At 38.3% G+C, this 13,779-nt stretch carries 10 protein-coding genes and 1 pseudogene; 6 read left to right on the top strand and 5 right to left on the bottom strand.

Annotation, left to right across the window (positions count from 1 at the left end):
- Nucleotides 1-286 precede the first annotated feature (286 nt).
- Nucleotides 287-687, top strand: a pseudogene (locus H4J63_RS18315) (hypothetical protein).
- A gap of 132 nt (nucleotides 688-819) precedes the next feature.
- The gene (locus H4J63_RS18310; RefSeq protein ID WP_182197898.1) at nucleotides 820-1,251 is read left to right on the top strand and encodes a hypothetical protein; all 432 of its coding nucleotides are present in this window, start codon (nucleotides 820-822) and stop codon (nucleotides 1,249-1,251) included.
- 196 nt (nucleotides 1,252-1,447) lie between these two features.
- Here H4J63_RS18310 and H4J63_RS18305 read toward each other — a convergent pair whose 3' ends face one another.
- Nucleotides 1,448-2,638 (bottom strand): PQQ-dependent sugar dehydrogenase, encoded by a 1,191-nt coding sequence (locus tag H4J63_RS18305; protein WP_182197896.1) that lies wholly within the window; start codon nucleotides 2,636-2,638, stop codon nucleotides 1,448-1,450.
- On the opposite strand from H4J63_RS18305, the gene H4J63_RS18300 reads away from it, so the two are divergent.
- On the top strand, nucleotides 2,623-3,075 hold the full coding sequence (locus tag H4J63_RS18300; protein WP_182197894.1) for a hypothetical protein: 453 nt from the start codon (nucleotides 2,623-2,625) through the stop codon (nucleotides 3,073-3,075). The two genes, H4J63_RS18305 and H4J63_RS18300, sit on opposite strands and share 16 nt — an antisense overlap.
- A gap of 102 nt (nucleotides 3,076-3,177) precedes the next feature.
- Here the strand turns inward: H4J63_RS18300 and H4J63_RS18295 are convergent, their stop codons facing one another.
- From H4J63_RS18295 to H4J63_RS18280, 4 genes are all read right to left on the bottom strand, one after another.
- Complete coding sequence (locus H4J63_RS18295) at nucleotides 3,178-4,377, bottom strand: Nramp family divalent metal transporter (protein WP_182197893.1); 1,200 nt, start codon at nucleotides 4,375-4,377, stop codon at nucleotides 3,178-3,180.
- A gap of 293 nt (nucleotides 4,378-4,670) precedes the next feature.
- Nucleotides 4,671-5,933, bottom strand: coding sequence for a valine--pyruvate transaminase (locus H4J63_RS18290; protein ID WP_182197891.1), 1,263 nt, complete (start codon nucleotides 5,931-5,933; stop codon nucleotides 4,671-4,673).
- 135 nt (nucleotides 5,934-6,068) lie between these two features.
- Nucleotides 6,069-6,728, bottom strand: a complete 660-nt coding sequence (locus H4J63_RS18285; protein ID WP_182197889.1) for a glutathione S-transferase — start codon at nucleotides 6,726-6,728, stop codon at nucleotides 6,069-6,071.
- Between the two features lie 13 nt (nucleotides 6,729-6,741).
- The gene (locus tag H4J63_RS18280) at nucleotides 6,742-9,033 is read right to left on the bottom strand and encodes a peptidase U32 family protein (protein WP_182197888.1); all 2,292 of its coding nucleotides are present in this window, start codon (nucleotides 9,031-9,033) and stop codon (nucleotides 6,742-6,744) included.
- Between the two features lie 296 nt (nucleotides 9,034-9,329).
- Here H4J63_RS18280 and H4J63_RS18275 point away from each other — a divergent pair, with 296 nt between their 5' ends.
- The 3 genes from H4J63_RS18275 (at nucleotide 9,330) to H4J63_RS18265 (ending at nucleotide 13,588) form a co-directional block, all read left to right on the top strand.
- A complete protein-coding gene (locus H4J63_RS18275; RefSeq protein WP_182197900.1) occupies nucleotides 9,330-10,433 on the top strand; it encodes an endonuclease/exonuclease/phosphatase family protein in 1,104 nt (367 codons plus the stop codon).
- Between the two features lie 388 nt (nucleotides 10,434-10,821).
- Entirely contained in the window at nucleotides 10,822-12,969 is a 2,148-nt protein-coding gene (locus tag H4J63_RS18270; protein ID WP_259365837.1) for a diguanylate cyclase, read from the top strand.
- A 199-nt stretch (nucleotides 12,970-13,168) separates the two neighbouring features.
- On the top strand, nucleotides 13,169-13,588 hold the full coding sequence (locus H4J63_RS18265; RefSeq protein ID WP_182197886.1) for an MAPEG family protein: 420 nt from the start codon (nucleotides 13,169-13,171) through the stop codon (nucleotides 13,586-13,588).
- The last annotated feature ends 191 nt before the right edge of the window (nucleotides 13,589-13,779 follow it).

The following is a 13,779-nucleotide window of genomic DNA, read 5'->3' as shown; positions in this document are numbered from 1 at the left end:
ATGGACAATGCCAATCCATAATTGGAATCTGACATTGTCGCAATTGGCCATCCACTTCGAAGGTAGGTTAGATGGTGTGCTAGATATTTAGCAACTTAGGCTGACACAGAATTCTGAACGCCCTCAATTGGAGTGGCTGGCTAGTTTAATGCGAGCTTTGATATCACGCGTAAACATTCAACAATCGATTGTACCCAGATAAAAACCCGGCTATGGTTTGTTTATCAAAATAAATAAACCAGTTAATTTATAGGCTCGTTATGTCTCACGGGGGTTTTATCGCTCTATGAATGTTTTTCTAATAATTGCAGGTACATTAAGTGCTGTTGTAGCAACTTTGCATTTAGGTTGTATCTATTTTGGAGGTTCTTGGTATCGGTTCTTCGGTGCAGGAGAGCAAATGGCATTACTTTCTGAGCAAGGAAGTATTCAACCAACTCTTATTACTAGTGTAATTGTTCTGATTCTATCAACTTGGTCATTGTATGCATTTTCAGCCGCAGGTGTTATTTTTAAACTTCCATTCATCCGCCTAGCTCTTGTATTAATAACTTTTATTTAGCCCGCGGTGTTGCTGGATTTTTTTTAATAAATAACCCTATGGGGCGTTCGCCTGAGTTTTGGGTTTGGAGTTCTATTATTTGTTTATTTTTTGGTATTGTTCACTTTGTTGGTTTAAAACAATAATGGGCAAGCTTGTGAGTAAAGTGTAATCTAATAAAGAATCAAACAAGGGCTATTACAATTGGCTTTTGGTAAAGCATTATATTTATAGTTAACTACTGGTCGCTAATAATTGACGGAACAAGGAATATTAAAATGGATAAAATGTCAGTTTACATAACCTCTAAACCTTTAGAAACTTACCCGCAAAAACAAACTTTAAAGGTGGTAGCTGATGAAGTAACTGAAAAAGCGACTGAGCACAAAGCAGCGGTTCAAAGCGACCAAGTGGATATATCCGAAGAAGGAAAAGAAAAAAGTCTGGAAGATCAAAATCGTGAAGCGTTACGTAAATTATCAGGCAATGAAGATGCAAGTCAGGCATCACAATCAGAAGGTGACCCACTTGATGAACAGATTGCTGAAATACAAGAGAAGCTCGAAAAGCTACTACAAGAAGCTGCATTATTACGCAGTAAAGATGATGAAAAGTCGCAGGCTAAAGTGAAGGTGCTAGAAGCTGAAATTACCGGGCTTAACACTCAACTTATTGAATTATTGAGACAGCAATTAGAAGCGGGTAAATAACAAGCACAGTAAGTATATGCAAAGGGAATTGGAGACAAGAACGTTATTAATAACATAATAAAGACGCTCACCTTAATCTTAAAACTAAAGGGGTTAACCCCTGATCTTACTGATCAAATTACTTAATTAACCAAAGTGGCTTATTGAAAGCCGCTACTTACTTTAAAAGCGCAGCGGCTCTTATCCCCTTTGTTAATTAATTTGATGTCATCAACATTAGCTTTGCCTCTTTACCGTCTGTTAATACCGCGACGTTACCTCTATCAGTTATAAACACATCTCTTAACCTGCCTGCGGCCTCTGGAAACACGTGAGACTGGGTAAATTCACCACTTACCAGATTAACGCTGTAGAGCTTTTTATCAACAAGAGTAGTGATAAGCACATGTTGTTGTAATGAAGGAAAAGCGGCATGTTTAGAGCCGTAATACGCCATGCCTGATGGCGCTATTGATGGCGTCCAATTAACACTTGGTTTTTGCATGCCTTTATATTCGGTAAAGGGTGAAATACGCGCTTGCGAGTAATCTTTGCCGTAGGTGATCACAGGCCAGCCGTAATTAGTGCCAGCGGTTAAGTAGTTTAGCTCGTCACCGCCTGCAGGGCCGTGCTCGTGGCTAACAATTTGCTGCGTATCGTAATCATAAACTAAGCCTTGAGGGTTACGGTGACCAAGTGAGTAAACAGCATGTGCATTTTGGTTTTCGTGATTAATAAATGGGTTGTCTGTTGGGGTGGTGCCATCTAGGTTTATACGTAATATTTTACCAAGTTGGCTTGTTATAACCTGTGCTTGCTCTCTAAAGTCAAAGCCATCACCCGTTGAAATTAATAACGTATTGTCGGGTAGGATAAGGGCGCGTCCTGCGTAATGTTGCGGTGTGTTTTTATCAGTCGCTACTTTATAAATAACGTGTGGCTTTGAAAAGTCAGTGCCATTAAACGTGGCTTTGGCAACAACAAGCCTGTTTGCGCTTGCATCACCTTGGGCATAAGTAAAAATAACTTCTTTGGAGTCGTTATAATCTGGTGATAATACAATGTCGAGTAAACCACCTTGGCCTGCAACGTATAAACCTGTTAGGTTTAATTTTACTCTTGATTGCGCATTGTTTTTAACTATAACTACGTGACCATCACGCTCTGTAATTAACCATGTGCCGTTTGGTAGTTCAACCATGCTCCACGGAGACTGTAATTGCGTAGCCAGTGTTTTTGTACTGTATTGCTCCTTTGGTAATGCGGCTTGTGCATTAACAGAAAACGAAAAAAGCGAAAGCAGAGTAAAAAAAGAGATACATTGTTTACCGGGCAAGCCTTTGCTAGCATGACTAGTATAAGAGAAAAGCTTTATTTTAAGTTGAGATAACCATGTCGTTTTTAACACGTATATTGCCTTCATTTTTAGTTTCTTGGTTACTTACATTCACACTTGCTAGCTTGTTTCATAGCCAATACGTTGTCAATGAATTAGTTAATGTAGGTGTAGTGGTGGGCTTTAGTGATCGGGCTAGTTTAACGCTTGATGATTGGCTAGGCTTGCTACCTACCTACGGGGCTATTATTGCTGTGGCACTTGCCATCGCTTTTTTTGCTACAACAAAGCTTAATAAAAAGGTTCAAAAATACAGTACTCAGCTATTTGTTATTGCTGGCATTGTGGCATTTGCTATTGTGTTAATCGCCATTGAATCAATTATGAATATTCATATTATAGCGGGCGCAAGAGGCTGGGGTTTTTATGCTCAACTGCTTGCAGGCGCGGTAGGTGGTTTTGCGTTTTCGCAATTATTTAAGACAGCTAAAACCCAAAAAGCGTGTTGATGTGTGAATATAAGTACGGTTGATACGTTATTTGATGATTAACAAATAAAGGCTGCTGTTTATTGTAAACAGCGGCCTTTAAATATGATTTTTAGAGTTTAATTAAAAAATTAAACTAATTAGTTTGTAGCTACTTAGCCCAAAAATTAGGATTAAAACCGGTAGGGTGACTAGGTTTAAAGCCAAAGAGTTAGTGTAGTTTCCCATAACCCCTTTTTGATTAACCAGCCATACAAGGTAGGTGCTAACAATAGGGAGTAATAACCCGTTAGCCGCTTGTGCGAATATAATCACCGCTACTGGGTCTAAACCTAATGAGGCCACCGCAGCACCAAACAATAAAATAATAATAGCAACGCCTTTAAAGCGTAAGTTACCCATATCGTTTGACCAACCTAACATGCCACATACGGCGTAAGCACCGGCAAGTGGCGCTGTAATAGCGCTTGTTAAACCTGCTGCAAACAAGCCAATAGCAAAAAAGTAATGAGCGGCGTCGCCAAGTAATGGCTCTAGTTGCACGGCCATGTTAGCCGCACTAATTTGCCCCGCATCCGTACCATAAAATGCAACGGAAGCAGTAGATAAAATAGCTAACGTGATGACACCGCCTAAGGTGATTGATAGGCCTGTATCAACATTTGTTTCTTTAATCATTTTTTGCATATCGCTGCTACTGTCGTGTCTGGCAGCGAGCACGCCGGAGTGTAAAAATAAGTTGTACGGCACAATGGTCGTACCGACTAATGCCAATATAGTTGTAATAGAACCTTCAGGCATACTAGGGATAAAACCAGCAAATACATCAGCGAGCGAAGGGGCAGCCATTACAAGTGTTGAGATAAACACTAAACTCATTAAAATAACGAGTAAAATTAGCGCGTTTTCAACCACTTTATGTTTGCCGCTATACAGTAAAGCAGCACTTAAAAAAGCAATAAGTGGTGTCCATAGTTGGGAGTTAATTTGAGGGAATATTTCAATTAACCCCATGCTAGCGCCACTTAAGTTACCCGCTTCATAAGCTGCACTGCCTACGCCAATGGCGCTAATAACTAAAAATATCGCCAAGGATTTAAATAAAGGCGTTTGAATATTAGCTCTAAGAGCTTGTGCTAAATCTTGCCCGGTAGTAACGCCAAGGCGCGCCGCCATGGATTGTAATAATATAGTGGCAATTACTGAAAACAGTAACGTCCATATAAGTGCAAAACCAAAGTTTGCACCTGCCACGCTTGCGGTAGTAATTGTTCCTGGCCCAATGAAGGCTGCAGTGACGAGTAGTCCTGGTCCTAATCGCATAATTGACCTTAATAATGCTAATGCATGTTGCTATTTAAAGTTACATCTTACGTTTAAAATCAATAATTATACGCGATGCCTGTTGAGTTAAAGCTGTCACTTACAGTAAGTGCCTTGCAGCAGTATTCGCTCCTTGACGATTTCTTTTTTATAAGCATATGTTAAAAAAGGGCGCGTAGGATACCAACTTGTATATAAATTTAAAGGGGATACAGTGCGTTTGCATGAATTTCAAACGAATATATAAGCGAGTTAAATAACTGATGCCGATATTTATATAGGCATCAGTATATTTACTTTATTAGGTTTTTAATCGCTTCTAAGCCTTTTTTTAGGGTATCTGCATCGGTAGCATAGTTAATACGAATACACTCGTGCTTGTGCGCCCAGCTGTCGTCAATGCCGATAAAAAAGTTATGCCCAGGAATTACATAAACGTCTTGCTCTTTAAGCTTTTGATACAACACCTCGCTTGTTATTTTTGCATCTTTAAACCACAGCCACATAAAAAATGCACCTTCAACTTTGTGCAAATAAACAGGCAGTTCGGCAAACACTTCGTCAAACAACTCAATCGCTATGTGTGCTTTATTACGATAAAAAGGCAGTACAACATTACGGCACAGTGGCAGTAGTTCGTTGTCGTTAATTAAGCGTGTCACTAAGCTTGGACCAATACTATTTGGCGATAACACCATGCTGCCATTTACCCGGCCAATTGCTTTAATAATCTCATTATTGGCAACCACAATACCGCTGCGTAAACCCGGTAGGCCCAGTTTTGAAAGTGACATACATAAAATAATGTTTGAGTTCCACGTTAGGTTTGCATCGGTGTAAATACAACCTGGGGACGGATCGCCGTATGCGTTATCAATAATGAGTGGAATACCATATTGCTTAGCAAGCAAATCAAGGTGTTTTACTTCATCGTCAGTAATTACATTACCTGTTGGGTTGGTAGGGCGTGATACGCACAGCGCGCTTATGCTGCTGTCGTTTGCTAATGTGTTTTCAACTGCTTTAAAATCAATGACGTATTTAAACTGTTTTGATGTGCTGCCTGTATTTAAAATTTCGATATCAGGCTTTATGGCAACAAACATATCAGCCGATAAACCTTGATCGGCATAACCTATATACTCTGGCGCAAGGGGAAATAAAATCTTTTTGTGGCTGCCATCAGGCATTTCTCCTGCCAACATATTAAACAACACAAAAAAGTTAGCTTGACTGCCATTACCAAGTGCTACGTTATCGGCGTTAATATCCCATGCGTACTCTTTACTTAGCTGGCCAGCTAATGCCCCCCTAAACTCGTCGTTACCGGTTGGGCCATCGTAAAGGCCAAATACTTGCGATACTTTATTGCTGGCAACAAGATTTTGTAATTCACTTAAAAAAACCTCATTTACTTGTGGTACTAATGCGGGGTTACCGCCACCCAGCATAACAATATTAGGATTATTACTGTTTTTAGCCCCGCCTAAATCTTCCATTAACTGAGTAATGCCGTTGGGTTGTGTAAATTTAGTGCCAAAGTTTGAGTAGTTCATAATGCATAGCGTTTGTTAGTAATGGGGAGGGCAGTATAGCGTAAATAAAGGGCTTAAATCCGATGATGAGAATAATTCAATGCTTAGCTTTGTAGTTGGCTATGACAATAAAATTTCTATAAAACAAAGGCTAAGTTAAGATTTTTTAACGCCGTATAAAAACTCTTCGCCGCAGTCCATATACAAATCAAATTTGGTCATAACTTTGGTAAACATGGGGGCATGTAAAAATTCGTTTAACCATGCGCGTACATGCGTGTATTCACTTTGTAAGTACCAGTGTTTATCTACGCGGGCAAACTGTCTAATAAATGGCAGCAGAGCATAGTCGGCTAGGCTTTTTTCATTGCCCATTAGATATTTATGGGTAGTTAGCTTTGCTTCAAATTGCTTAATAAACTCTTCGCAGGCTTTTTGATAATAAATTTGTGCCATGTCTTTTGTACGAGCATAAAATTTGTACTTTTCGAGCACCGGTTTAAATTGCGTGTCGTTTAGCTTAATTAATTCAAGCATGCGCTCAAGTGCTAATGGGTCTTGAGTATGCAGTAAATTATGCGGATCGTTTTGCTTTAAAGCCCACAGCATAATATCTAGGCTTTCATCTATAACTTGATTATTCGGCAACAATAAAACTGGCACCGTGCCTTTTGGCGATATTTTCAAAAGATGCGGCGGCTTATTTTTAGTTTTAATAGCGCGTAGTAAAACGTGTTGCTCTGCCATTAAAATACCCATTCGTGCACGCATTGCGTATGGGCAGTGTTGTAATGAATATAATAATGGCAATGTCATTTTAATACTTACCTTAGCTATTTAAGCCTTCAACATATTGCTGACGTGTTTTTACTTTTACCATGTGATTTAACTGATCGGCCGCGTGTGTTTGCCCACTAATTAAATCTTGAAAATGGGCAAGTAACACGGCTTTATCGAGTTTTTCTTTATCGCCTGAGCCAATGTCGGTTAAATCAATCATAAACTCGTCAAACTTGTCGGCATAATCGGTCACAATATCCATATTTAAAAATTGCTCATGGTTATAAATGCTCGGGTAGCCGCCTTTTTGTTTATCAATAGCAAAGCTAATGCCTTTTACATTGGTAACGGTTGTTTCTTTTTTACAGCTCAGCATACAGCTTGCGTCAATACGTGGTTTTTTACAGCCAACGGTTTGCTGGAAAAAACACTGACGGCTGGTCATCATTAGTATTGGATGATAAATGCTGTACATCATTTTAAAGTTGTTAGGGCGTTTAATACTACGCATTTGTGGTTTGTTTATTTCGTTTGAAATAAACGCGCCTTTTGCGTTTAGATCTTCTTGTAGTGTTAGCAACGCATAAGAGTTTGTAGTGTTTAATAATGGACCTGCAATCCAGTCAAGACCCATTTGCACTGCTTTAAATGCAACGCCTGTGTTATTACTAATAATAAGTTTAGGTTTTACAACCTCGAGTAAACGTACAGCTTCTTCAAAATCTTTACCAATTAACACCGCCGGAAACCACGGAATTAACTGTGGGTGCTCTAAAAATACATTAATGTATTTATCGTTATCGGTTCTAAAGCTCTCTGGCAATTTAAAGTAAACATCGCCACCTGTTAAATCACATAGATGAACGTCTTTTATGTCCGATATTAAAATAGAGAGTGTTGTTTTGTTATCGGCTTTAGGGTGGTTTACTAGTTTTGGCAGTTCAACAGGGGCGAGTACGTCTTTGCCTTCGTTTAATAAAAACGCGACTTGCTTCTTAATACGGGCAAGCTCTTTAAACGGAATGCTCAAGTTGTTGCCTAAGTTTGAGTAATCCATATTTTTAATTTCAAAATTGGCATTACTAAAGGTTTTAAAGCGCTTATCAATGGCAGCAATATCAACAACTGATATATCGGCGGTTTGCATAGGCATTTGCGATTGAACTTCAAAGCGTAGAGGTTGAAGGGCGCTTTGCTCTGCTAGTGTGTTGTCGTGTTTATCGTTTATTGTCAGTGTTACTGTAAGTGGCTGGTTTAATTGACCGCCAAACTCAAAGCGTAGTTCTCGCTTTGAAATATCTAAAAACTCAATCTTCTTTTTAACTAACGTATCAATGTCATTTTTTTCTGCGGCGAGCTCTTGTTGTGCATCGTAAATTTGCACAACCGAAATCGCGTTACTCTTTTCGTTAGCGTGATCAAAGCTATGGTCGCGCGGGTTGTCGGTAAACATGTTTTTTGTCATGTCACCTTGCAAAAACTTATTAGTAAAATTACGGTTAAATACTTTGTATAAGCTTGAATCATCTTCAATTAAATTACCTGTTTGTACAAAGGTATCTATTTGTTTGCGCCAGCTATCAATAACGGTATGTACGTAGTTAGCACCTTTAATGCGGCCTTCTACTTTTAACGAGTCAACACCCGCGGCTACCAACTCCGGTAAATCAAAATAGGCTGAATTATCTTTTAAGTTTAACGGATGTTTGTTACCCATGGCGGTTGGCTCGTATTCATCACGACATGCCTGTGAGCAACGACCACGGTTACCTGAGTTACCCACACTTACTGAGCTTGAATAACATTGCCCCGAAAACGCAATACACAATGCACCATGTACAAACACCTCGGTTAATACATCGCATTTGTGCGCTACGTCGGTCAATATTTTAATTTCAGTTAAGTTAAGCTCGCGCGATAAATTTACACGTGTAGCGCCAATGCGCGCTAAAAACTCAACCTGTGATTCGTTATGGGTGGTTAACTGAGTTGATGCGTGAATATGCAAAGTAGGAAAGTGCTTTTTAACTATATTGAACAACCCTAAATCTTGCACAATAATGCCATCGAGCGTGGTATTTACGAGTTGGTTAAGTAGCTTAAATAGCGCGCCCATTTCGTGCTCTAATATAACTACATTTAGCGTTAAAAATATTTCACAGCCGTATTCATGGGCTAGGCGAAGTGCGCCGTTAAGCTCATCAAACGAAAGATTAGACGCTCGGTTACGTGCATTAAAGGTATCTAATCCACAATAAACCGCATTAGCACCGGCTACAATGGCGGCTTTTACCGCGTTAACATCACCGCCTGGGGCTAATAGTTCAATCTTTCTACTCATTACAATGTCGCTTTGCTCATATTTAATTGCCGCGAATTTTATATGGTTAAGCACGTTAATGCTATTTATTGAGGGATATAATAAAGACTAAAATAAAAGAGTGTATAAAATTACAATTAAGCTGGCTGATTTATTACGTAAACATGTAATAAAATGATAGTTTATAAGCCAGCAACACTTTCAACTTTACTTAGGCGAACCCCATCAGCAATCAAGATCTTAAACAGTTAGATACAGATTTAAAAAGTGATGAATCTGGAATTATTAACACCCAACTAAAAATAGCCACATTTAACCTGTTTAACTATCTTGAGCCGCCCAATGCATACTATGAGTTTGAGAAAATTTATACTGTGCAGCAGTGGGCTAAAAAGCAGCGTTGGATTGTTGATTACTTAACAGAACATGCCCCTGATGTGATTGGTTTTCAGGAAGTGTTTAGCACTGACTCATTAAAAGAGCTAGTAGGCGAGCAAGGTTATAATTACTTTGCTGTAGTTGATACGCCAGAGGTGATTGATGACTTTATTTATAAACGCCCTGTAGTGGCAATCGCCTCTAAATACCCCATAGTTGAAGTAGCAGCGGTTGAGCACGATAGTGAGCTTGCAAATGCGCTTGGCCTTAATAGTGAGTTTACTTTTAGTCGTAAAGTACTAAGAGCAACTATAACGCTGCCGCATATAGGTAATACCGATTGTTACGTGGTGCATTTTAAATCTAAGCGCCCAATGATTAATGTCGATGAGCATAATAAAGAGCTTACACCCGAGCAAAACATAATTGAAATTTTAAAAGCGAATGTAGCGGGTGGGTGGGGCTCAACTATTCAGCGTGGCAGTGAAGCTACATTACTAATGATACAAATGATTGCCCGTCGCGAAGCTACGCAACAACCCATGCTATTAATGGGGGACTTTAATAATGAGCTAGCGGATGGCGTATTAAGCCATTTACTGACAAGTACGCTACGCTTTGCGCCTGCATTTGATGCTAAAACCTACCTCGCTAAATATTGTTTAAATGATTCATGGGATTTGTTTGTTAAATCGCAGCTAAGCGAAGATGAACTGTCTAATGGTGAGGCAATGACTAGCGATGAAATAAGCGATAGTGAAAGCAATAGCATTTTTGATTTAGCTGATGAAAACGAAGCAAAAAATGTTAATGCAACTAAGCTTATGCCCTTAAGAGCACCAACACATTATTATGGCGCGAGCAGCTCCGTGCTTGATTATATTTTATTATCTTGTGAGTTTGATGCCAGCTACCTTGGCAGTTTTTTTGAGGTGATTGAGTATAATACTTATGATCGTCACTTAATTAACCCCGAATTTGAGCGTGATGATTTAAGTACCGATCATGGTATTGTGTTAGTTACACTAAAACTAAGAAGCTAGGCTTGCTCTATGTATAATTATGCTAAAATTATAAATTAAAAGTATTCATATAGCAGCAATACTTGATGTATTGCGCCGGTTTGTATATTTTATCACCAGCCTTTTGCATTGTATTAATAATAAATTACTAAAATGGTAAATATGGAATTTTATACCTACTCGAATCATCAGCGAAATATGGATTTAACTTCGCAAATACATAGTTTCATTGTAAAGCGAATTTATAATTTTACATTTTTAGTGAAAGCTTTGTTACTTAAACAGCGCTTACGCACAAGAAACCACCTCATACAATTTAACTAATGAATCTACTGCAGGGCTGCTAAAAAGAGCTGAATTACTTATAGATACTGACGTTATAACAAGTATTGAACTAAGTAAGGCGTTGTTGTTACAAGCGCAAAATGCCGATGACACGTTACTCAGTGCAAAGCTACATAACTTGCTAGGTAAAGCGAATAAAAAAAATAACAATATTAATGAATCGCTCGAGCACTTTTTACAATGCTCTGATTACTACAGCAAATTAAATGATTCACGCAACCAAATAAAGGCGTCTATTAATTATATAAATATATTATTAGAAGAAAAACGTTATGACGAACTTACTACCCGCATTGAAACTTTATTACCAACAACCTTTGTGTATGGCGATGACTTTTTTATAGCGCAAGTGCTCCTTATTAAGGGAGATTCGTTTTATGATCGAAAAAAATACAACAACGCGAACGCGCAATATACATCTGCTTTAAAATACCTTGTTGATGAAGACGAATTAATACAAAGACAGTTAGGTGAAACGTATAAAAAATTAGCTCAGTCGTACGAACGTCTCAAAAATAGGGAGCAAACGGCTCACTTTTATACAAAAGCTTTAGAGATATACACAAGTTTAGGTGATTTAAAGTTAATGGCGCGTACTTTAAATACACTAGCAGAAGCACACCGTTATTTAGATAACTTAGTTTTAGCCCTTGATTACTCCACTCGCGCATTAGAAATACATAAAGAGATTGACGATCCTGTGGGCTTTGCAAAAGCATTACTAGGGGCGGGTATTATTTATCGTCATATTAATCTTTATGAAAAATCACTTAAGCATATAAATGAGGCATATTTATATTATAAAAAAGTAAATAACATGCTTGGAATTGCTAAAACATCAAATCAAATGGGACTGGTATATACACGATTAAGGCAGTTTGATCAGGCCGAATTTTTCTATCAAATAACTATCGATTTGCCAAAAGGTATGGTTGAGAAAAAAACGCTCGCATCAGCTCTAAGAGAAATGGCTGTTATTAACCTCGAATCTGGCGACTTAGCATCAGCAATGCAATATGCTAAAAAAGCTTATATCACTTATAAAAACAAAAACCTTACATCGTACATTTCTACAACAGCACGTATTATTGGTAATATTTATCGTGCCCAAGGAAATAACAACAAGGCTATAGAGTATTACAAAGAGTCATTGTCGTTTGCCAGAGAAACAGGTGGTAAACTTTATGAGATAAAGTCGCTTACTGCGCTTGCGGGCATTTTAATTGGTATTGATACAAATGAGGCGATTTCTTTACTGAAAAGGTCACTCGCTTTATCAACCGAAATAGATGATAAATTACATATGCTATATGCCTATCGTGAAATTCGAATAGCAGAAAAATTGCGTGGTCGTATAGAAGAGTCACTTCGTCATGCAGAAGAAGAAATAGCCCTAACCGATATTATTCAAAATGAAAGAAGTGAAGATAAGTTGGCGCTTGAAAAAGCACATTTGCATTCGTACAAAATGGAAATAGAGCTTGAGACGTTAAGAGAAAAAGAAAAACGCCATCAGCTTGAGCTTGAAAAGAAAAATAATCAAATTGAAATCGCCGCCCAAGCTAGAGTTATATCAGAGCTAGAGCTTTCAAAGAATAAATACGCCAGTATTGCGCTCGCATTTTTATTAGCCGCTTGTTTAGCTATTGTATTACTGGTTTATAGAAGTTTTATTGCCTCTAAAAAACGTAATGAAGAGTTAGACTATTTGGCAGCAAGAGACCCTTTAACCAATTGTTATAACCGTCGTATTTTATTTGAGGTTATGAATCGCGACTTTTTGGATTTACCTCAGATTGAAGAGTACTGTATTTTAATGGTCGATATTGATCACTTTAAAAGCGTTAACGACACCTATGGGCATAGCATTGGCGACACAGTACTTTGTGGCGTAGCCGAGCTTTTACAAGCTAATATACGTAAAAGTGATAGCGTGGCCCGTTTTGGTGGCGAAGAATTTTGTATTATTTTGCCCAACACAACTCAAGAGCAAGCAATACGTATAGCTGAGGCTATTCGTATTAAAGTTGAAAAAGCGACATTTGATGATATTCCTGTTACGTGTAGCTTTGGGGTTACGTCTATTAAATTTAAAGCAAGAACACCTTCTGAGTTGATTGAACAGGCTGATTTAGCTCTTTATGAGGCTAAGTCCTTGGGGCGTAATCAGGTAGCGTTATGGGATGCTTCGCTTGAAGAGTTAACTTTATAGATCGGAGTAAATCCAGCAGTATACAGTTTAGTTTTGATGTTATTTTTTAAAATTATAACAAGTAAATTTTATACAATGCTGTGTGTTACTTACATATGTAATTAGGATTATTAGATTAACCCTTTGAATATCAGTGTACTAACTTAGGCTTTAAAATTGCAATCAATACTAAGTTAAAAACAAAACAAGGGATTTAATAATGACTGAAGTTGCACTTTCGGCCTATTTGGCATTTTACCTCTATTTAATTATGTTGCTTGTACAGTGGGCTGTGGCTACGTTTAGCAAAGCTAAAGAACCAAATGCTGTACCAGGTAAAATTGACGAGGATTTATCGCACGACAGCTTTATATTTAGAGCACATCGTACGTTTCATAATACGCTTGAAAACAGTGCATTATTTATAGGTACGGTGTCATTTGCGTTTGTAATTAATTTTCAAAGCCCGATTTTTGCAATGTGTATTTGGGTGTATTTAATTGCGCGTTTAATTCACATGGCGCTGTACTACGCTATAGCAACGGAGAAAAACCCAAGCCCACGTAGTTACTTTTTTTTAATCGGCGTACTTGCTAATGTGGTTATGCTGATAATGATAGGGTTAAGACTAATCTCTTAATTTATAAAAAAGTTATAAAATTTATTTATAACGATAAAAAAAGCGAAGAGCCTCTAAGGCATCTTCGCTTTTTTGTTTGCCCAGCGAAGCTGGCAAACCCGATAGGCTGAAAGATGCCTTATTACCCTGACTAAGGGGAAGATAATCTGAATGGCAAGGGCGTCACTGGCCAACGGTGGGGTCTGAAGGAA

Origin of the sequence: Pseudoalteromonas sp. 5Ae-yellow (assembly GCF_014077565.1) — a bacterium.
Classification (GTDB): domain Bacteria; phylum Pseudomonadota; class Gammaproteobacteria; order Enterobacterales; family Alteromonadaceae; genus Pseudoalteromonas.
This window is presented reverse-complemented; position numbering and strand designations above follow the sequence as displayed.